Annotated in this window: 15 protein-coding genes; 11 read left to right on the top strand and 4 right to left on the bottom strand. The window is 67.0% G+C overall.

The genetic code is table 11. The annotated features are described in order from the left end of the window. Positions 1-14 precede the first annotated feature (14 nt). Positions 15-863, bottom strand: a complete 849-nt coding sequence (locus tag BT264_RS03740) for a MurR/RpiR family transcriptional regulator (RefSeq protein WP_011350936.1) — start codon at positions 861-863, stop codon at positions 15-17. 292 nt (positions 864-1,155) lie between these two features. On the opposite strand from BT264_RS03740, the gene edd reads away from it, so the two are divergent. The 4 genes from edd to BT264_RS03715 all read left to right on the top strand — a co-directional run bounded on the left by edd (position 1,156) and on the right by BT264_RS03715 (position 5,757). Then, positions 1,156-3,012, top strand: a complete 1,857-nt coding sequence (edd, locus tag BT264_RS03735) for a phosphogluconate dehydratase (protein ID WP_072436330.1) — start codon at positions 1,156-1,158, stop codon at positions 3,010-3,012. 19 nt (positions 3,013-3,031) lie between these two features. Beyond that, positions 3,032-3,658, top strand: coding sequence for a bifunctional 4-hydroxy-2-oxoglutarate aldolase/2-dehydro-3-deoxy-phosphogluconate aldolase (eda, locus tag BT264_RS03730; RefSeq protein WP_034186432.1), 627 nt, complete (start codon positions 3,032-3,034; stop codon positions 3,656-3,658). Between the two features lie 220 nt (positions 3,659-3,878). Then, positions 3,879-5,240, top strand: a complete 1,362-nt coding sequence (locus BT264_RS03720; RefSeq protein ID WP_034182722.1) for a GntP family permease — start codon at positions 3,879-3,881, stop codon at positions 5,238-5,240. A 13-nt stretch (positions 5,241-5,253) separates the two neighbouring features. Continuing rightward, complete coding sequence (locus BT264_RS03715) at positions 5,254-5,757, top strand: gluconokinase (RefSeq protein ID WP_072436328.1); 504 nt, start codon at positions 5,254-5,256, stop codon at positions 5,755-5,757. A 73-nt stretch (positions 5,758-5,830) separates the two neighbouring features. Here BT264_RS03715 and BT264_RS03710 read toward each other — a convergent pair whose 3' ends face one another. Continuing rightward, complete coding sequence (locus BT264_RS03710; protein ID WP_072436327.1) at positions 5,831-6,478, bottom strand: TetR/AcrR family transcriptional regulator; 648 nt, start codon at positions 6,476-6,478, stop codon at positions 5,831-5,833. A gap of 273 nt (positions 6,479-6,751) precedes the next feature. Between BT264_RS03710 and BT264_RS03705 the strand changes: the two genes are divergently transcribed. Beyond that, the gene (locus BT264_RS03705; RefSeq protein WP_072436326.1) at positions 6,752-8,173 is read left to right on the top strand and encodes an NAD(P)/FAD-dependent oxidoreductase; all 1,422 of its coding nucleotides are present in this window, start codon (positions 6,752-6,754) and stop codon (positions 8,171-8,173) included. A 69-nt stretch (positions 8,174-8,242) separates the two neighbouring features. On the opposite strand, the gene purB is transcribed toward BT264_RS03705, so the two are convergent. Continuing rightward, the gene (gene purB / locus BT264_RS03700) at positions 8,243-9,631 is read right to left on the bottom strand and encodes an adenylosuccinate lyase (RefSeq protein WP_072436325.1); all 1,389 of its coding nucleotides are present in this window, start codon (positions 9,629-9,631) and stop codon (positions 8,243-8,245) included. A 231-nt stretch (positions 9,632-9,862) separates the two neighbouring features. On the opposite strand from purB, the gene BT264_RS03690 reads away from it, so the two are divergent. The 6 genes from BT264_RS03690 to BT264_RS03665 all read left to right on the top strand — a co-directional run bounded on the left by BT264_RS03690 (position 9,863) and on the right by BT264_RS03665 (position 15,734). Further along, a complete protein-coding gene (locus BT264_RS03690) occupies positions 9,863-10,816 on the top strand; it encodes a LysR substrate-binding domain-containing protein (protein ID WP_072436323.1) in 954 nt (317 codons plus the stop codon). Between the two features lie 284 nt (positions 10,817-11,100). Further along, entirely contained in the window at positions 11,101-12,387 is a 1,287-nt protein-coding gene (locus BT264_RS03685; RefSeq protein WP_034182728.1) for a Glu/Leu/Phe/Val family dehydrogenase, read from the top strand. Positions 12,388-12,616: 229 nt separating this feature from the next. Beyond that, the gene (locus BT264_RS03680) at positions 12,617-13,510 is read left to right on the top strand and encodes a glutamate/aspartate ABC transporter substrate-binding protein (protein WP_072436441.1); all 894 of its coding nucleotides are present in this window, start codon (positions 12,617-12,619) and stop codon (positions 13,508-13,510) included. An 84-nt stretch (positions 13,511-13,594) separates the two neighbouring features. Continuing rightward, positions 13,595-14,335: an amino acid ABC transporter permease gene (locus tag BT264_RS03675; protein WP_072436322.1), complete on the top strand. Its 741-nt coding sequence runs from the start codon at positions 13,595-13,597 to the stop codon at positions 14,333-14,335. Then, entirely contained in the window at positions 14,335-15,012 is a 678-nt protein-coding gene (gene gltK, locus BT264_RS03670; RefSeq protein ID WP_072436321.1) for a glutamate/aspartate ABC transporter permease GltK, read from the top strand. The genes BT264_RS03675 and gltK overlap by 1 nt, the downstream gene beginning before the upstream one ends. Then, entirely contained in the window at positions 15,009-15,734 is a 726-nt protein-coding gene (locus tag BT264_RS03665) for an amino acid ABC transporter ATP-binding protein (RefSeq protein WP_034182731.1), read from the top strand. The genes gltK and BT264_RS03665 overlap by 4 nt, the downstream gene beginning before the upstream one ends. Positions 15,735-15,799: 65 nt before the next feature. On the opposite strand, the gene BT264_RS03660 is transcribed toward BT264_RS03665, so the two are convergent. After that, positions 15,800-21,058, bottom strand: coding sequence for an autotransporter outer membrane beta-barrel domain-containing protein (locus BT264_RS03660; RefSeq protein ID WP_072436320.1), 5,259 nt, complete (start codon positions 21,056-21,058; stop codon positions 15,800-15,802). Positions 21,059-21,367 lie beyond the last annotated feature (309 nt).

Raw genomic sequence — 21,367 nt, 5'->3', positions numbered from 1 at the left:
CGTGTGGCGCCTGTTCAATCCTTCGCGCCGTCGTCGATTCGGCGGCGCGTGATCGCTTCCTTCGCGCGGCCGACCCGTTCCATCAGCGCGGGGCCGCGCGACAGCGCGACGCCGACCGCGAGGATGTCGCCGATCGCGAGATGCGACATCCGCGACGTCATCGGCGAGAACACGTCCGTTTCCTCGGCGACGTTCGACGCGAGGCTCACCGTCGCGAGCTTCGCGAGCGGCGAATGGCTCTGCGTGATCGCGACGACTTTCGCGCCGCACGCGAGCGCGGAGCGCGCGGCGTCGACGATGTCGCGCGTGCGGCCGGTGTTCGAGATCGCGACGACGACATCGTGCGGCCCGAGCAGCGCCGACGACATCGAGAACGTGTGCGGATCCGAATACGCAACGCTCGGCACGCCGAGCCGGAAGAACTTGTGCTGGATGTCCTGCGCGGCGATGCCCGAGCCGCCGGCGCCGTAGAACTCGATGCGCGACGCGTTCGACAGCAGCGCGATCGCATCGGCGACGCTGCCCGCGGACAGGCTGTTGCGCACCTCGATCAGCGCGCCGATCGTGCGGTCGAACACCTTGCCGATGATGCCGGGCGCCGGTTCGTCGGGCTCGACGTCGCGATACACCGACGACACGCCCGGCGCGACGCTCTGCGCGAGCCGGATCTTGAATTCGCGAAAGCCGCTGCAGCCGAGCGCCTGGCAGAAGCGCGCGATCGTCGGCTGGCTGACGCCCGCGCGCGTCGACAGCTCGGTCATCGCGAGATCGAGCACCTCGCGCGGCGCGGCGAGGATGTAGTCGGCGAGCTTGCGCTCGGACGGGCGCAGCTCGGCGCGGATCGCTTCAATGCGAGGCAGCATGGGGCAGTGGCTGGAAATCGGGTTCGGATGAGCAGTGTATCGCAATCAAATTGTAGAAAATCTACATTGAAATGCTAGCGTTATTGCAGTGCTTGCGGCGCGATGATGGTGGGGGTAATTAGGGTTTTTACTGATCAAAGCCATGCTGGTGGCGGGAACGAGGGTTGCGCGCGAATCGATCTGCATTGCATGCTTGTAGTTTTTCTACTAGACTGGCTTCGTTCAGTCGATGCATTCGACCGTCCCCACGATTCCAACCGCCGGTGTCGGCCGGCATACAGGAGCGCCCAGCATGACGTCGCTGCACCCCACTCTGGCGAAGGTCACCGAACGCGTGATCGCTCGCAGCCAATCGACCCGTTCCGCCTATCTGCACCGCATCGACGGCGCGCAGGGCAAGTTCCCGGCGCGCGGCGCGCTGTCCTGCGCGAACCTCGCGCACGGCTTTGCGGGCCTCGAGGGCAGCGACAAGTTCGCGATCAAGACGATTCGCGAGCCGAACATCGGCATCGTGTCCTCGTACAACGAGATGCTGTCCGCGCACGCGCCGTACAAGGATTTCCCCGACATCATCAAGGCCGCCGCGCGCGAGAACGGCGGTGTCGCGCAGTTCGCGGGCGGCGTGCCGGCGATGTGCGACGGCGTCACGCAGGGCAACCCGGGGATGGAGCTGTCGCTGTTCTCGCGCGAGGCGATCGCGATGGGCACGTCGATCGCGCTCACGCACAACATGTTCGACGCGGCGCTCTGCCTCGGCATCTGCGACAAGATCGTGCCGGGCCTCCTGATCGGCGCGCTGCAGTTCGGCCACCTGCCGACCATTTTCGTGCCGGCCGGCCCGATGACGAGCGGCCTGTCGAACGACGACAAGGCGAAGATCCGCCAGCAGTTCGCGACCGGCCAGGTCGGTCGCGACGCGCTGCTCGAAGCCGAATCGGCCGCGTATCACGGCCACGGCACCTGCACGTTCTACGGCACCGCGAACAGCAACCAGATGCTGATGGAGCTGATGGGCCTGCACCTGCCGGGTTCGGCGTTCGTCCATCCGCACACGCCGCTGCGCACCGCGCTGACGGCCGAGGCCGCGCGCCGCGTGCTCGACCTGACCGTCGAGCGCGGCCGTTACACGCCGATCGGCCATGTGATCGACGAGAAGGCGATCGTCAACGGGATCGTCGCGCTGCTCGCGACGGGCGGCTCGACCAACCACACGCTGCACCTCGTCGCGATCGCGCGCGCGGCCGGCATCCTGATCGACTGGAACGATTTCGACGAACTGTCGGCCGTCGTGCCGCTGCTCGCGAAGATCTACCCGAACGGCAAGGCCGACGTGAACCACTTCCACGCGGCGGGCGGCGTCGCATTCCTGGTGCGCAACCTGCTCGAAGGCGGGCTGCTGCACGAGGACGTGACGACAGTTGCCGGCAAGGGGCTGTCGCACTATACGAAGGAGCCGAAGCTGATCGACGGCAAGCTCACGTGGGTCGACGGCGCGGCCGAGAGCCACGACACGAAGGTGCTGCGCGGCATCCGCGACCCGTTCCAGCCGGACGGCGGCCTGCGCCTGATGCAGGGCCGGCTCGGCCGCGGCGTGATCAAGATTTCGGCGGTCGCGCCCGAGCACCGCAAGGTGACGGCGCCCGCGATCGTGTTCGATTCGCAGGAAGCCGTGCAGGAAGCGTTCGATCGCGGCGAGCTGAAGCGCGATTTCGTCGCGGTCGTGCGCTTCCAGGGTGCGCGCGCGAACGGGATGCCCGAGCTGCACCGTTTGACGCCGCTGCTCGGCGTGCTGCAGGATCAGGGCTTCCACGTCGCGCTGGTGACCGACGGCCGCATGTCGGGCGCGTCGGGCAAGGTGCCGGCCGTGATCCACGTGTCGCCGGAAGCGCTGCTGGCCGGCCCGCTCGGCAAGGTGAAGACGGGCGACACGCTCGTGATCGACGCGGAAGCCGGCGTGCTCGACATCGAGGTCGACGACGCCGAGTGGCACGCGCGCCCGGTCGCGCAGCCGCTGCACCAGGCCGAGAACGAGGTCGGTTTCGGGCGCGAACTGTTCGGCGTGTTCCGCGCGGCCGCGGCGCCGGCCGAGCAGGGCGCATCGGTTTTCGGGACGCTGGTCGGCGAAGCGGCCGTCCGCGTCGACGCATGAATTTCAAGGAGCGAATTTGATGAAGACGATTGCTGAAATCGTGAAGCTGGGCCCGGTCATTCCGGTGCTCGCATTCGACTCGGTCGAGCAGGGCGAGCACGTGTCGCGCGCGTTGCACGCGGGCGGCGTGAAGGTGCTCGAGATCACGCTGCGCACGCCGGCCGGCCTGGAGGCGATCCAGCGCGCGAGCCAGCTCGCGGACGACATCGTCGTCGGCGTCGGCACGATCACGAAGCCCGAGCACTGCGCGCAGGCGAAGCGCGCGGGCGCGAAGTTCGGCGTGTCGCCGGGCCTGACGAAGGACCTGCACCTCGCGTCGCTCGACGCGGGCCTGCCGCTGCTGCCGGGCGTGATGACGCCGAGCGACATCATCCAGGCGCTCGAATTCGGCTACGAGATCGTGAAGTTCTTCCCCGCGCAGCAGGCGGGCGGCGTGCCGATGCTGCAGGCGTTCCACGGCCCGTTCCCTGCGCTGAAGTTCTGCCCGACGGGCGGCATCACGGTCGACACCGCGCCGAATTTCCTGAAGCTGCCGAACGTCGTGTGCGTCGGCGGCTCATGGCTCACGCCGAAGGCGGCGCTCGCCGCGCAGGACTGGGCCGAAGTCACGCGCCTCGCGCAAGCTGCGAGCCAGCTGCCCCGTTAAGATTTGTACGGAATGACGGTTTGACCCTCGGAAGACAAGCGCTTAGTGCTTGTTTTACCGAGGGTTTTTGCTGATGGAACCGGTTCTATCCGCGAACCGCAAAGATAAGTAAAATTCAGCGTCCTGACGGTGGGGGTCTCCCCGCTGTTTCGGAGACCTGCATAGCCGGGCATACTCGCAACGATCCGCCCGGTTCGAATAATCCCAAGGAGGAGTCCACATGGGGGCTGTCCAAGGCAGCATGCTGCTCATCTATACCGTGATCGCGATCGTGGCGTTGATCGTGATGATCGCGCGGTTCAAGATCTATCCGTTCCTGGTGCTCATCATCGTGTCGCTCGGCCTCGGCCTAGTGGTCGGGATGCCGATGGACAAGATCGTCAAGTCGTTCGAGACGGGCAACGGCAATACGCTCGGCCACATCGCGATCGTCGTCGGCCTCGGCACGATGCTCGGCAAGATGATGGCCGAATCGGGCGGCGCCGAACGGATCGCGACCACGCTGATCGACTGGTTCGGTGAAAAGAACATCCACTGGGCGATGATGTTCGTCGCGATCATCGTCGGCCTGCCGGTGTTCTTCGAAGTCGGCTTCGTGCTGCTGATCCCGATCGCGTTCAACGTCGCGAAGCGCACCGGCAAGTCGCTGCTCGTCGTCGGCCTGCCGATGGTGGCCGGCCTGTCGGTCGTGCACGGGCTGATCCCGCCGCACCCGGCCGCGCTGCTCGCGGTCCAGCAGTACGGCGCCGATATCGGCAAGACGATCGCATTCGGCCTGATCGTCGGCGTGCCGACCGCGATCGTCGCGGGCCCGCTGTTCGCGCTGACGATCTCGAAGTTCGTGAAGCTGCCGGAGAACAACCCGCTCGCCGCGCAATTCGTCGATACGCACACCGAAGGCAAGAAGCGCGAGCTGCCGGGCTTCGGCATCACGCTGTTCACGATCCTGCTGCCGGTGATCCTGATGCTGGTCGGCAGCTGGGCCGACCTGGTCTTCGCGCCGAAGACGCTGCCGAACAACCTGCTGCGCTTTGCCGGCAACTCGGACGTCGCGCTGCTGATCGCCGTGCTCGTGAGCTTCTTCACGTTCGGCAAGCTGCAGGGCTTCAACCGCGACCAGATCCAGAAGTTCTGCGGCGAGTGCCTGGCACCGATCGCCGGGATCACGCTGATCGTCGGCGCGGGCGGCGGCTTTGGCGGTATCCTGCGTGATAGCGGGATCTCGCAGCAGATCGTCGCAACGGCCACGCAGGCGCACCTGTCGCCGCTGCTGCTCGGCTGGTTCGTCGCCGCGCTGATTCGTCTGGCCACGGGCTCGGCGACGGTCGCGATGACGACCGCCTGCGGCATCGTCGCACCGATCGCGGCGGCATCGGGGGCGGCAGTCCGTCCGGAACTGCTGGTGCTCGCGACGGGCTCGGGCTCGCTGATCTTCTCGCACGTGAACGACGGCGGCTTCTGGCTGATCAAGGAATATTTCGGGATGACGGTCGGCCAGACGTTCAAGACGTGGACGCTGCTCGAAACGATCATCTCGGTGCTCGGCCTGAGCTTCACGCTGCTGCTGAGCATGGTTTTGTAACAAGGGGTAGTCAATGATTCTGATCGCAATGGGCGTGTCGGGCGCGGGCAAGTCGCGAATCGGCGAAATGCTGGCGGAACGCCTGTCGTGCAGCTATACCGACGGCGACGCGTTTCACAGCGCGGCGAACAAGGAAAAGATGCACCACGGCATTCCGCTCACCGACGACGACCGCTGGCCGTGGCTGCGCTCGATCCGCGAGGCCATCGAGGAAAAGCAGCGCGCGGGCGAGACGGCCGTGTTCACGTGCTCGTCGCTGAAGCGTTCGTACCGCGACGTGCTGCGCGGCACCGACACCGACGTGCGGTTCGTGTATCTGCAGGGTTCGTTCGACGTCTTGCGCGAGCGCCTGAAGACCCGCACCGGCCATTTCTTCGATCCGTCGCTGCTGAAGAGCCAGCTCGACACGCTCGAGGAGCCGGGCCCGGACGAAGCGATCGTGGTCAGCATCGAGCTGACGCCCGAACAGATCGTCGATCAGGTGATGGTGAAGATCGGTCTCGCGCAGCAGCACTGAGCGCGATTCGCGGCAATCGTGATGAAAAAGGCGCCCTTCGGGGCGCCTTTTTCGTTGGCGGCGCGCCAGCCGGTCAGGCCGCGTGCGCGCGCTTCGCGATGCCGTCGAGCAGCACGTCGAGCATCGTGTCGTGCACGATCTCCGGATCGAGCTGCGCATAGAGCGGGGCGGCCGACCTGACGAGCGGATGCGCGGTGTCCGACAGCGCGTTCATTTCCGCCAGCTCCACGTCGTTCGCGGGCCGCGTGAGGCCGCCGGCCTCGGCGGCGGCGAGCCCGATTACGCTCGCATACCAGCCGACGCACACCGACGGCAGCGCCGCGCGCGGGATGCCGGCGTCGACCAGCGCACGGTGCACGGCCTCGATGTGCGCGAGATCGGCCGGCCCCGTGCTCATGTGGCGCTGCAGCAGCGCGAACGCGGCCGGGTGGCGCAGCGCGAGCGCGCGGTACTGGCGCGCGAGATCGCGCAGCCGTTCGCGCCACGGCAGCGTGTCGTCGACCGGCACGAGCGAGCGCGACAGCGCGTTCGCGATCGCGCGGCTCAGGCCGTCCTTCGACTTGAAGTGATACAGCACGCTCATCGGGTCGCAGCCGACCGACTGCGCGAGCTTGCGTACGCTGAATGCGGCTTCGCCGACGTCTTCGAGCAGCGCGAGCGCGGCCGCGACGATCGCGTCCTTGTCGAGGCCGCGCGGGCCCTGGGCGGGTTTGTCTTTCATCGATGCGGGCTGGCGGCCGGAGCGGATCCGGCCGTAAACTTGACGAAAGCTTATTCTACACTGTAGAATTATTTCTGCGATGTAGAAATTGGGTGTCCCGGCACCTTTCAATGCGTGCTTTCGCACAGTCCGGGATCCAGGCGGCACGAGCGTGTCCGCCGTCAACACGGGCCATCGCGCCCCTTTTCTCGTTGACACCCATGTGGAACCGGCTGCCCCACACGCAAAGCCAGAAGGCTTCGACAGGCGGCCCAAGACCATGCAAGTGCAATCATGACTTCCAATCACCAACCCCTGATCCAGGGCGAATCGCGTTTCGAGCAAACGCAACTGAACATCGAGAAAGACAACTGGAACTGGTGCAACCCGGCCCGCTACGACGGCGAGCGCCCGGCCAACTGGTACGAGGCGTCGCTGTCGCGCCACGCGAACGGCGCGCCGCTCGCACACGACGCCGTGTGCGACGTGCTCGTCATCGGCGCGGGCCTGCTCGGCGCATCGGCCGCGCTGCATCTCGCGGAAGCGGGCGTCGACACGATCCTCGTCGACAAGCATCACGTCGGCTCGGCCGCATCGGGCCGCAACGGCGGGCAGTTGACGCCAGGCCTCGCGCGCTGGGAAGCGGCCGACATGATCGACCATCTGTCGCACGACGATGCGAAGCGGCTGTGGCGCTTCGCGTCGACCGAATCGATGGACCTGATCGATGCGATCGGCGCGCGTTACGCGCTCGATCTCGACCGCAAGCGCGGCCACGTCACGGCGGCGGTCCACCCCGGCCACATGAGCGCGCTGCTCGACGGTGCGGATGCGCGCCGTCATCTCGGCGACGCGGGCGTGACGCTCGTCGGCCGCCATCAACTGCACGACGAATACGTGCGCTCGGGGCTGTACCACGGCGCGGCGATCGACGCGATCGGCGGGCAGATCCATCCGCTCGCGCTCGTGCGCGGCCTCGTGCACGGCTTCCGGCTGAACGGCGGCGCGCTGTTCGAGGGCACCGAGGTGCTCGAGCTCGACGAAACGCCTGCGGGCGTCGTCGCGACGACGCCGGGCGGCACGATCACCGCGCGCCGCGGCGTCGTGCTCGCGCTGCACAACACCACGTTCCGGCTGCTCGACGACGGCGGGGCCACAACGGTGCCGTTCTTTACGTACGTGAGCGTGACGGCGCCGCTCGACGTCGATGTCGCGACGCTGATGCCGGCCGGCATGCCCGTGTACGACACGCAGTTCCAGATCGACTACTACCGGCCGGTGCGCGGCAACCGGCTGCTGTTCGGCGGGCAGGGCACCGGCAGCTGCTGGGCGCAGCCCGACGTCAACGCGTATCTGCTGACGCGGCTGAACACGGTGTTTCCGCAGGCCGACGGCAGCTTCGCGCTCGACTACTGCTGGAGCGGCGTCAGCGACTTCACGCTGAACGGCGCCACCGACAGCCGCAAGACCGACAGCCGCGTGCCGATGTACATGGTGCAGGGCTGGAGCGGCCACGGCGTTGCGCAGACGGTGCGGATCGGCAAGGCGATCTGCGACGATTTCGTCGGCCGCAACGACGATTTCTCGATGCTGACCGGCATCGACCATCGCGAGATTCCGCTCGGGCGGCAGTTGTCGCCGATCGCGATCCCGGCTGCGAAAGCGGCGATGAGCGTGATGAGCGCGCTCAACCCGGGCCGGATGATTTCGTTCTGAGCACTTGAAAGGAAAAAGCCCGCTGCGATTGCTCGCAGCGGGCTTTCGTTCGTCCGGGGGAGGCGGCGCTTACGCGATCCGCTTCGCGAGTTCGACGGCCTTGCCGATGTACGACGCGGGCGTCATCGCGAGCAGGCGGTCCTTCGCGTCCTGCGGGATCGCGAGCGTGCCGACGAACTGCTGCAGCGCTTCGCGCGTGATGCCCTTGCCGCGCGTCAGTTCCTTCAGCTGCTCGTACGGGTTCTCGATGCCGTAGCGGCGCATCACCGTCTGCACCGGCTCGGCGAGCACTTCCCAGCAGTTGTCGAGATCTTCGTTCAGGCGCTGCGGGTTCACCTCGAGCTTGTCGAGGCCGCGGATCAGCGAGTCGTACGCGAGCAGCGAGTAGCCGAGCGCGACGCCCATGTTGCGCAGCACCGTCGAGTCGGTCAGGTCGCGCTGCCAGCGCGACACCGGCAGCTTGTCGGCGAGGTGGCGCAGCGTCGCGTTCGCGAGGCCGAGGTTGCCTTCCGAGTTCTCGAAGTCGATCGGGTTGACCTTGTGCGGCATCGTCGACGAGCCGATTTCGCCGGCCTTCGTCTTCTGCTTGAAGTAGCCGACCGAGATGTAGCCCCACACGTCGCGGTCGAGGTCGAGCAGGATCGTGTTCGCGCGCGCGACCGCGTCGAACAGCTCGGCCATGTAGTCGTGCGGCTCGATCTGGATCGTGTACGGGTTGAACGTGAGCTTCAGGCGGTTTTCGATCACGTCGCGCGAGAACGCTTCCCAGTCGAATTCCGGATACGCGGACAGGTGCGCGTTGAAGTTGCCGACCGCGCCGTTCATCTTGCCGAGGATCTCGACCTTCTCGATGCGGGCGATCGCACGCGCGAGACGCGCGGCGACGTTCGCGAGTTCCTTGCCGAGCGTCGTCGGGCTGGCCGGCTGGCCGTGCGTGCGCGACAGCATCGGCTGTTCGGCGTGCGCGTGCGCGAGCGCGACGAGGCGCTGGTGGACCGTGCGCAGCGCCGGCACGATCACGTGTTCGCGCGCGCCGGCGAGCATCATCCCGTGCGACGTGTTGTTGATGTCCTCGGACGTGCACGCGAAGTGGATGAATTCGCTCGCCTTCTCGAGTTCGGCCTGGCCCTTCACCGATTCCTTCAGCCAGTATTCGACGGCCTTCACGTCGTGGTTCGTCACGCGCTCGATTTCCTTGATGCGCGCGGCGTCGTGCGCGGTGAAGCGCTCGGCGAGCTGCAGCAGGAACTGCTCGGACGCGTCGGAGAAGCGCGGGACTTCCGCGAAGCCGGCGCGCGACAGCGCGATCAGCCAGTGCACCTCGACGGTGACGCGGTGGCGCATGAAGGCGGCTTCGGAGAGCCAGTCGCGCAGCGCTTCGGTCTTGCTGGCGTAGCGGCCGTCGATGGGCGAGAGCGCGGTGAGGGCGAAAAGCGTATCGGGACGAGTGTCGGACATGGTCGGGCGGGCCTTGGGGCCGGGTCGAGCGAGGGGAGGGAGAATCCGGCATTTTACCATCGGCGCGCGACGATCCCGGCCGCGCGCAGCCGGCGGGCGCCGCCGCGTGCCGACGCCGCCCCGGAGCCGGTGCGCAGCGGGCCGCCGGGCCGGGCGCGCCGCCGCCGGCCGGGCCCGCCCGCCGGTAGAATGCAGGCTTCTTCCCGACCGCCGCCCGCCGCGCCCGCCTGCATGGAACTGAAATGGCTAGAAGACTTCGTTTCGCTCGCGGAAACGCGCAGCTTTAGCCGGTCCGCCGAACTGCGGCACGTATCGCAGCCGGCGTTTTCGCGGCGCATCCAGGCGCTCGAAGCGTGGCTCGCGACCGAACTGATCGACCGTTCGGTCTATCCGACGCGGCTCACGCAGGCCGGGCAGATCTTCTACGAGCAGGCGCTGACGATGCTGTCGCAGGCGCACGAGGCGAGGACGCTGTTGCGCGGCCACGTCGGCGCGCCGGTGCCGACGATCGAGTTCGCGGTGCCGCACACGCTGTCGCTCACGTATTTCCCGCGCTGGCTGCAGCGGATCGAGGCGAAGATGGGCCAGGTCCACACACGGCTGCGCGCGCTGAACGTGCACGACGCCGTGCTGTCGCTCGTCGAGGGCGGCTGCGATCTCGTGATGGGCTACCACCACCCGAGCCACCCGGTCGCGCTCGATCCGGCGCGCTACGACATGCTGATCCTCGGCAGCGAGCCGATCAGCCCGTTCTCGGCGCCCGGCCGCGCGGGCCGGCCGCGCTATACGCTGCCCGGCACGGCCGACGCGCGCGTGCCGTACCTGTCGTATACACCGAACGCGTATCTCGGCCGGATGACGGAAGTCATCATCGCGAACGCGCCGACGCGGCTGTTCCTCGATCGCGTCTACGAAACCGACATGGCCGAAGGGCTGAAGGCGATGGCGCTCGCGGGGCACGGCGTCGCGTTCCTGCCGCACAGCGCGGTCGAGGACGCGGTCGCGAGCGGCCGGCTGATCCGGCTCGACCGTGCGGCGCGCGGCGGCGCGCATCCGTTCACGCTGACGATGGAGATCCGGCTGTATTGCGACAAGCTCGCGCTGCAGGGCGACGATCCGCGGCAGAAGCTCGTGCGCGCGCTGTGGGAGGTCGTGCGCGACGAACTGCGCGAGACCGCCGGTTAGCAACCGGCTAGCAATCGGCGACTGCGCACGATCGACCGCGACCGGCTGACGGCGGGCTTGCCGCGCCTGTCGGACGGCTGTCCGGCGGCCGGCCCGCGCGCGGGCAACGCGATTGTTCGCGGATGCGATGCACGGCCGATCGCGTGCGTTCTTGCGCAAATCGACCGCAGATTTGCGAAAAATCGCGATCATGCAAGAAACGCATAATCGAATAAGCAAACGGCATTGGATAAAAAAAACGGGTTTTTCGACAATGTGCGCACCTGTTGACCGTTGGAGCATCCATGTCTTCGCAATTGCAGTCCATCCCGTCCTACCTGCACGCCGACGATCTCGGCCCGTGGGGCAACTATCTTCAGCAAGTCGATCGCGTCGCGCCGTATCTCGGCTCGCTGTCGCGCTGGCTCGAAACGCTGAAGCGCCCGAAGCGCATCCTGATCGTCGATGTGCCGATCGAGCTCGACAACGGTACCGTCGCGCACTTCGAGGGCTATCGCGTGCAGCACAACGTGTCGCGCGGCCCGGGCAAGGGCGGCGTGCGCTACCACCAGGACGTGACGCTGTCGGAAGTGATGGCGCTGTCCGCATGGATGTCGGTGAAGAACGCGGCCGTGAACGTGCCGTACGGCGGTGCGAAGGGCGGCATCCGCGTCGACCCGCGCAAGCTGTCGCGCGGTGAGCTCGAGCGCGTGACGCGCCGCTACACCAGCGAAATCGGCATCATCATCGGCCCGAACACCGACATTCCGGCGCCGGACGTCAACACCAACGAACAGGTGATGGCGTGGATGATGGACACCTTCTCGATGAACCAGGGCCAGACGTCGACCGGCGTCGTGACCGGCAAGCCGATCGCGCTCGGCGGTTCGCTCGGCCGCAAGGAAGCGACGGGCCGCGGCGTGTTCGTCGTCGGCTGCGAAGCGGCGAAGAAGAAGGGCCTCGAGATCGAAGGCGCGCGCATCGCGGTGCAGGGCTTCGGCAACGTCGGCGGCATCGCGGCGAAGCTGTTCCAGGAAGCGGGCGCGAAGGTGATCGCGGTGCAGGATCACACGGGCACGATCTACCGGCCGGCCGGCCTCGATTCGAACAAGCTGCTCGACCACGTCGCACGCACGGGCGGCGTCGCGGGCTTCGAAGGCGCGGAGCCGATGCCGAACGACGAGTTCTGGACGGTCGAGACCGACATCCTGATCCCGGCGGCACTGGAAAACCAGATCACCGAGAAGAACGCGGCGAAGATCCGCACGAAGATCGTCGTCGAAGGCGCGAACGGCCCGACGACGACGGCGGCGGACGACATCCTGAGCGCGAACGGCGTGCTCGTGATCCCCGACGTGATCGCGAACGCGGGCGGCGTGACCGTGTCGTACTTCGAGTGGGTGCAGGATTTCTCGAGCTTCTTCTGGACGGAAGACGAGATCAACCACCGTCTCGAGCGTGTGATGCGCGAAGCGTTCGCCGGCGTGTGGGCGGTCGCGGAAGAGCACAAGGTGACGGTGCGTACGGCGGCGTTCATCGTCGCGTGCACGCGCATCCTGATGGCGCGCGAAATGCGCGGCCTCTACCCCTGATCATTGACTATCATCTAGCCATGACGCAATCCATCCGATTGCGTGCATGAACCCTCGCGGGCGGTGCCGAATCCGGTGCCGCCCGCGCGCGCATTGGGGCGCGGAAAGGGTGCCCGGAGCCGGGAGGAAGGCGCCGGACAGCGCGATTCGTAGTTCGGTAAACAACCAGTACTTTCAAAAATATTACTTTGATACACTGGCGCGGGTTTTAGCCAAGGAGATGACCAAAATGAAATACCACAAGGCAGTCCTGATGGTCGCGGCGCTGTGCGCGTTCGCAAGCGGCGCGCAAGCACAGGAGACGGGCACGCTGAAGAAGATCAAGGACACGGGCGTGATCGCGCTGGGCCACCGCGAATCGTCGATTCCGTTCTCCTACTACGACCAGAGCCAGCAGGTGGTCGGCTATTCGCGCGACTTCCAGATGAAGGTGGTCGACGCGGTGAAGAAGAAGCTGAACCTGCCGAACCTGCAGGTGAAGAACATCCCGGTCACGTCGCAGAACCGTATTCCGCTGGTGCAGAACGGCACGGTCGACATCGAGTGCGGCTCGACGACCAACAACACCGAGCGCCAGCAGCAAGCTGCGTTCTCCGACACGATCTTCGTGATCGGCACGCGCCTGATGACGAAGAAGGATTCGGGCGTCAAGGATTTCGCGGACCTGAAGGGCAAGACGGTCGTGACCACCGCCGGCACGACGTCGGAGCGCCTGCTGCGCAAGATGAACAACGACAAGCAGCTCGGCATGAACATCATCAGCGCGAAGGATCACGGCGATTCGTTCAACACGCTGGAATCGGGCCGCGCGGTTGCGTTCATGATGGATGATGCGCTGCTCGCGGGCGAGCGCGCGAAGGCGAAGCAGCCGGGCGAGTGGGTGATCGTCGGCACGCCGCAATCGGAAGAAGCGTACGGCTGCATGATGCGCAAGGGCGACGCGGACTTCAAGAAGGTCGTCGACGACGCGATCTCGCAAGTCGAGAAGTCGGGCGAAGCCGCGAAGATCTACGCGAAGTGGTTCGAGAACCCGATCCCGCCGAAGGGGCTGAACCTGAACTTCCCGCTGTCCGATTCGATGAAGAAGCTGTACGCGAACCCGAACGACAAGGCACTCGACTGACCGCACGGCCGTTGATGCAGAAATGACGCTAATGAGACGGAAGAGGCCACGCTTCTTCCGTTTCTTTTTGCTGGAGTCTTGCCCATGTCTTACCACTGGAACTGGGGCATCTTCCTGAGCCCCGTGTCGACCGGCGAGCCGACGACTTATTTCGGATGGCTGATGTCCGGCTTCCGGGTGACGATCGAAGTGTCGCTCGCCGCCTGGGTCATCGCGCTGATCGTCGGCTCGCTGTTCGGCGTGCTGCGCACGGTGCCGAACAAATGGCTATCCGCGCTCGGTACCGCGTACGTGTCGATCTTCCGGAACATTCCGCTGATCGTGCAGTTCTTCATCTGGTATCTCGTGATACCCGAACTGCTGCCCGCATCGATCGGCACCTGGATCAAGCAGTTGCCGCCCGGCACGCAGTTCTTTACCGCGTCGATCGTCTGTCTCGGCCTGTTCACGGGCGCGCGCGTGTGCGAACAGGTGCGCTCGGGGATCAACGCGCTGCCGAAGGGCCAGCGCGCCGCGGGCCTCGCGATGGGCTTCACGCAATGGCAGACGTACCGCTATGTGCTGCTGCCCGTTGCGTACCGGATCATCGTGCCGCCGCTCACGTCGGAATTCCTGAACATCTTCAAGAACTCCGCCGTCGCGTCGACGATCGGCCTGCTCGACCTGTCCGCGCAGGCGCGCCAGCTCGTCGACTACACCGCGCAGACCTATGAGTCGTTCATCGCGGTCACGCTCGCGTACGTGCTGATCAACCTCGTCGTGATGTCGCTCATGCGCTGGATCGAAGGCCGTACGCGGCTGCCCGGCTATATCGGAGGCAAGTGATGCATCAGTTCGACTGGAGTAGTATTCCCGGCGCGCTGCCGACGCTGTGGACGGGTGCGATCGTCACGCTGCAGATCACGCTGATCGCGATCGTCGTCGGGATCGTGTGGGGCACGCTGCTGGCGCTGATGCGGCTGTCGGGCGTCAAGCCGCTCGCGTGGTTCGCGCAGGGCTACGTGACGGTGTTCCGCTCGATCCCGCTCGTGATGGTGCTGCTGTGGTTCTTCCTGATCGTGCCGCAGCTGCTGCAGGGCGTGCTCGGGTTGTCGCCGACGATCGACATCCGCCTCGCGTCGGCGATGGTCGCGTTCTCGCTGTTCGAAGCCGCGTATTATTCCGAGATCATCCGCGCCGGCATCCAGTCGGTGCCGCGCGGGCAGGTGAACGCCGCGTTCGCGCTCGGCATGAACTACTCGCACGCGATGCGCCTCGTGATCCTGCCGCAGGCGTTCCGCGCGATGGTGCCGCTGCTGCTCACGCAGGCGATCGTCCTGTTCCAGGATACGTCGCTCGTGTACGTGATCAGTCTCGCGGACTTCTTCCGCACGGCCGCCAATGTCGGCGATCGCGACGGCACGACCGTCGAGATGGTCCTGTTCGCCGGCGCATGCTATTTCGTGATTTGCTCGTTGGCGTCTGTTCTCGTCAAGAGTCTCCAGAAAAAGGTCACACGATGATTTCCATCAAGAACGTTTCCAAGTGGTACGGCCAGTTTCAGGTTCTCACCGACTGCACGACCGAGGTCAAGAAAGGCGAAGTGGTCGTCGTGTGCGGCCCGTCGGGCTCCGGCAAGTCGACGCTGATCAAGACCGTCAACGGTCTCGAGCCGTTTCAGCAGGGCGAGATCCTCGTGAACGGCCAGTCGGTCGGCGACAAGAAGACGAACCTGTCGAAGCTGCGCTCGAAGGTCGGGATGGTGTTCCAGCATTTCGAGCTGTTTCCGCACCTGTCGATCACCGAGAACCTGACGCTCGCGCAGATCAAGGTGCTCGGCCGCGGCAAGGACGAGGCGGCCGACAAGGGCATGAAGCTGCTCGATCGCGTCGGCCTGAAGGCGCATGCGCACAAGTATCCGGGCCAGCTGTCGGGCGGCCAGCAGCAGCGTGTCGCGATCGCGCGCGCGCTGTCGATGGACCCGATCGCGATGCTGTTCGACGAGCCGACGTCCGCGCTCGATCCGGAGATGATCAACGAAGTGCTCGACGTGATGGTCGAACTCGCGCAGGAAGGGATGACGATGATGGTCGTCACGCACGAGATGGGCTTCGCGAAGAAGGTCGCGCATCGCGTGATCTTCATGGACAAGGGCGCGATCGTCGAGGACGACCGCAAGGACGATTTCTTCTCGAATCCGAAATCGGAACGCGCGAAGGACTTCCTCGCGAAGATCCTGCACTGAGCGTTTCACGCGCGCCAATGCGAAACCGCCCGGCCCAGCGCCGGGCGGTTTTTTTTCGTCCGCCGTTACCAGCTATACCGGTAGCCGACCTGCCCGACGACCCCGCGCCGGTACGCGCCGCCGATGTTGCGCGCGATCTTCGCGTTCGCGTACAGCTCGCCCGACTTGCCGAAGCCCGCGGTCACGCCGACGCCGAGCTCGTACCACGTGCGGCCGAGATGCGTCGCGAACGGCGTGCCGCCGACCACGGTCTGGCCGGGCGACAGGAAGTCGTGCAGCACGTCGGCCGTGAAGTACGGCGTCGCGGCGCCGCCGCCCGAGCCCGCCTCGAGGTTCGGCCGGAAGATGCGCACGCCGACGCGGCCGCGCAGCGCATGCGTCGTCGTGCCCGACACGGCCGACACGTTGTCGTTGAACCCGTTGAGCTTCAGGTACTGGTACATCAGTTGCGCCTGCGGCTCGATCGCGATCGGCGTGCCGCCGATGCCGAACGGCTTGCCGACCTCCTGCGACAGCGCGATGCCGAAGCCGTTCTGCGACGCCTCGTTGCCGTAGCTGTCGCGATAGCGGTTGCCGTAGTGCGTGACCTGCCCGACGCTGTCGAAGTACGTGCCGTCCGTCAGGTAGCGCGTCCAGTAGCCGCCGACGCTCTGCGCATGCATCTCGACCGAGCCCGTCGACGTCGACAGGTTCGGCGAGCCGGCGCGCGCCATGTCGCTGGAGCTCGCGTTCGACACGCCGATGCTGGCCGTCACGCCCGCATGCGTGCTGCTGCCGCCGGGCGCCTGAGCGAGCGTCCAGTCCTTGCCGAACTGCGCGAAGAACGTGCGCTCGTCGGCCGCGAAGCGGCCCGCGTCCGCATCGAGGCTCTGGCCGCCGATGCGCCCCCACACGCCATCGCGGTTGCCGGGCTGCTGCTTGCCGAGGTTGTAGATGTCGCCGACGCGCTCGTGCAGCTTGCCGAGCGTCGAGAAGCCGTAGTCGGCGTTCAGCAGCGGCGTCAGCGCATAACCGGCGACGCCCGGGCGGTACGCGAGCGTGCCGCCGCTGCCATTCCCGTTGCCGTCGCCGCCGCCGGACGGGTGGATCGGGTCGCCGGGGTCCGTCGGATCGAGCTGCGAGCGCAGGTACCAGCCGTTCGCGTCGCCCTGGCCGCCGCGATAGAGCCGGTATTCGTATGCGCCGGCCTGTACCGGGCCCGCGAGATGGAACGCCGACGCGGTGGTCGTGCCGCCGTTGGCCGTGACGACCACGGGAATCCCGTCGCCGGTCGTCTGCGCGCCGGTGCCGGCCGTGTTGGCGATCTTCAGGCCGGTCGTGCCGCTCGCGGCGCCGCCGTTCACGATCAGCCGGTCGGTCGGCGATGCATCGGTGCCGAGATACGTGTTGAGCGCGATCGTGCCGCCGTTGCCGACATAGCTGCCGGTCGTCAGCGTCTTGTAGCTGCCCGTGAGCGTCGGCGAGCCGGCCGGCGCGGCGAACGCGACCAGGCCCGCGTTGTTCAGGCTGCTCAGCACCGAGCTGCCCGTCATGCGCCACGTGCTCGTGCCGTCGATCGTCAGCGCGACCGGGTCGATCTTGCCGGTCAGCGTCGTGCCGTTCGCGAGGAACACGTTGCCGGTGCTCGACGCGTCGGAGACGATGTCGCCCGCGAGGTTCACCGCCGATGCGCTGAACGTCACGTTGCTGCCGTTCGCGAGGCTCAGCAGCGTGCCGTTGCCGGCCGTCACGACCGTGCCGTTGCGCACCGCGATGTCGGCCGTGCCGCCGCGCGCGGCGAATGCCGGCCCGGCGGCGGACGTCACGCTGCCGCCGTCGACGAGCACCGAGCTCGTCGCGCCGTTCGCGAGCGTGTCGGATGTCAGCACCCCGGCCGTCGCGCCCTTGAGCGTCGTGCCGGTCAACGCGAGCACACCGCCGCTGTCCGCGGTCGCGCCGTTGCCGGCCGCGCTGGCGATCGACGATCCCGTATCGCCGATGCGGCCGCCGTTGCGCGCGACGACGCCGTCGGCCGCGGCACCCGATGCGGTGACTTTCGCGCCCGACAGCAGCGCCGTCGCGCCGCCGTCCATGACGACCGCATGCGCGCCGGCGCCCGTCGTCGCGACGGTCGTGCCGTTGGCCGTGAGCGTCGAATCCGCGCCCGATACGAACAGGCCGCGCGCGCTGATGCCGGCGGTGCGGACGACCGTTGCCGCATCGGTTGCGATGCGCGCGCCCGCGCCGGTCGATGCGAGGCCGTCGGCACCGTTGCCGGTGGTCGCGACCTGCGTGCCGGACAACGCGATCACCGTGTTCGTGCCGAGGTTGTGGATCCCGCTTCCCGAGCCGCCGACCGCGATCGACGTCGCGCCGGCCGCGAGCCCGCCGCCCGATACGGTCGAGTCGATCAGCACGCCGTCGGCGCTGCCGTTCGCGACGACGGTGCCCGCGCCCGACAGCGCGACCGATGCGCCGGCACCCGTCAGGCGCACGCCTGCAATGCCGTCGTCGGCTTCGATCGAACCCGTGTTGGCGAGCGTCGCCGACGCACCCTGCACGAGCGCGCCGGTGCCGTCGGCTACGCGGATCGTCGACGCGTTGTTCACCGTGCCGAGCGCGCCGGCCACGACGCCCGTCGAGCCGGCGCCCGTCAGCAGCACCGTGTCGCGGTTCTCGAGCGTGCCGAGGTTTTGCGCGACGAAGCCCGTCACACCGGCCGTCGACGACGCGACGGCGGCGTCGTTGATCAGCGTCGTCGCGACCGGCGCGCCGGCATTCGCGCCGGCGAGGTCGTGCGCCTGGCCGTCGACGACGCCCGCGATCGCACCGGCCGCGTTCAGGTTGATCGTCGCGCCCGCATCGATCGTGCCCTTCGCGCCGCCTTCGACCGCGATCGCGATGCTGTTCGCGCCGTTGACGTTGTAGATCGCGTTGCCCGTCGACAGCGTGGTGCCGGCGTCGGTCGCGAGCACGCCGTGCGCACGCTGGCCGTTGACGTCGGTCGTCAGCGTGCCGGCCGCCGACCTGCCCGTGTAGGTCGCGCCGCCCGCGACACGGAACAGCGTCGAGTCGTCGGTGTCGACGCTGAGGTGCCGCGCGGCGACGTTGATCTTCGAGCCGGCGCCATACGCGTAGAAGCCGATCTGGTTCGTGCCGGACATGAAGGCCGGCACCGCGTTGGCGCCGACGTCGATCGTCGCGCCCGAGCGCGCATGCACGCCGATCGCGCCGGTGCCCGTCAGGTTGAGCGCGCCGTCGAGCGTGGCCTTCGCGAGCGGCCCCTCGGCCCAGACGCCGTAGTTGCGCGTGCCCGATGCCGGATCGAGGCCGCCGGCCACGTCGATCGTGCCGGTCGACGTCACGACCGTCGCTTTCGTGCCGGTCCCGACGACCATGATGCCGATGCCGTTCACGCCGTTCAGCGTGATCGTGCCCGTGTTGGTCACGGTCGCGGCGCTATCGACCGCAAGCATGCCGACGTTCGCGAGCGGCGTGCCGGGCGCCGCGCCGTTGACGATGATCGAGCCCGCGTTGGTCAGCGTGCCGGACGACGAGCCGATGCTCGCCAGCGCGGCGCCGTTTTGCGTCTGCGAGCCGATCACGATCGTGCCGAGGTTGCTCGCGGTGCCCGATGCGCCGAGCAGGATGCCGTACGCGTGCGCGGACAGCGCGACGTCGGCCGCGGCCTCGGGCGACGCGGCATTGTACTGGGCCGCGCGGCCGAGGTAGATCGTGCCGCCGGCTTCGTTCGTGAAGCTGCCGCCGGCGACGAGGCCGCCGATCACCTGGCTGTCGAGCGTCGTCGCGTTGACGCCGACGTTGATCGTGCCGGCGTTCGACCCCGTCGCGCCGCCCGTCACGGCTACCGCGTAGTTTTGCAGGTCCGGCTGGTTGCCGTCGAGCGTCCAGGCGCCGACGTTCATCATGCCGTTGTTGACGAACGAGGTGCCCGCACCGTTCGCATACACGCCGTTGCCTTCCGTGTACGCGTTGAAGCCGAAATTGCCCGGCTGCGCGCTGCCGGCCGTGTTGAAGTTGTCGCCGGACGCATAGCCGGACGAGATCGTGCCGTTGTTGACGCCGCTTGCGCCGCTCAGCAGGCGCACCAGCGTGAAGTCGCCCGACAGGCGCCCGTCGTTGATGAAGTGCGCACCGCTCTCCGCGAGGACGGCCGAACTCGAGACGATCGTGTTGGTGCCGCGGAAGTCGATCTGGCCGTCCTTGTCGATATGCAGCGTCGCGTTCGCGCCCATGCCGTGCATCGCCGACAGGAAATCGATCGGCAGCGTGTTCTTGTCGCCCGCGGACACGTTGTTCTGGTACTGAAAGGTTTGCTGCGAGAACGTGACGGCCTGGCTGAATGCGTTGTCGTAGGCGGCCTGCGAGCCGAGCGCGCCGCTTTGCACCGAGCGCACGAGAAAGTCGTTGTATGCGGCGAGCGATGCGGCGTCGGTGACCTTCCATGTGCTGCCGTCGAATGCTGCGAAGGTGCCCGCATAAGCTGGCACGTCGAGCTGGACGTTGCCGACGGCACCGCCGTCCGCAAGATAGTTGCCGGCAGTGAACCGGATCTGGTTGCGCGAATTCCAGTTGACGGTGCTTTTCGCGGAGCCCGTGCCGTCCGCGAGGGTAAGGTCGGTCTCCTTCGCGGCCATCGAGATCGCGTTGCCGGCTGCGTCGGGCGCGTTCGCCGGATTGCCGATCGACACGTTCAGCGTGCCGCCGGAGTTGTCGACTGTGCCGATCCTCGTGTTGACGTACTGGCTGCCGTTCACGTCATGGTAGACGGGCACGTTGGTCGAGCCGGCCGTCGACGCGGAAAACGCGGACGAGTTGTAGGTGGCGACCGACGTCCGGGTGCCCGTGATCGAGTCGGGCGTGCTGATGCTCTGCGTCTTGCCGCCGAGCGATAGCAGCGGCTGGTTCGGGTTGCCCGAGACGACGGTCGTGCTGCCGATCGGCGTGAGGGTGTAGCCGGGGTCGCCGCCGACGCCGGTCCAGGCACCCGTCACGCCGACCGTGTCGCCGCCCGACACGGTGGTTGCGCCGGCCAGGTTGTCGTTGACGGTCGGGCTGAAACTGCCGAGCGCGCAGGTGCCGCCGCTCGCGACGGCCGCGCCGCCGCCGCAGGTCGATGCGTACGCAGAGCCGGCCGACAGCGCGGCCAGCGCGGCGCCGAGCGCGGCGACGCGAAGCGGCGACCGGCGTGTTGCCGTGTGTGCAGCGCCGCGGCTTGCGCCGGATTCGCCGCCCGAACGCTTGCCGCGCGCCCGTGCCGTTTCCGCAACCGCGACCCAGCAGCCGGCGGTTTCGCTCCATATCGATCGAAATGAGTGATTCACGACAAGCCCCTCTCTCTTTTTTGAAATGGTATTCACCGCGATGCAGTGAAATCGCAATCCGCGGTGGAGTAATGGCCTGAATGGGCGTGCAGCGGCCGTGGCCGTTTCTGCGCCAATCGTGATTCGTTACACCGAGGATGGGGGAAGTCTAATGATCGGAAGGGCGGCCGATTGTCAAAAAAATAATGAATGTGGCAATAATGCCGATTTCATTGGGTATTTTTTGATTGTGTGATGAATCGAACTGAAAGCCTTTGTGGGTAAGGGTTTGGGTGATTTTGTCGGCGTGGAAGCGTGATTGTGGGATCG

Origin of the sequence: Burkholderia sp. NFPP32, from assembly GCF_900119325.1 — a bacterium.
GTDB classification, from domain to species: domain Bacteria; phylum Pseudomonadota; class Gammaproteobacteria; order Burkholderiales; family Burkholderiaceae; genus Burkholderia; species Burkholderia pyrrocinia_C.
This window is presented reverse-complemented; position numbering and strand designations above follow the sequence as displayed.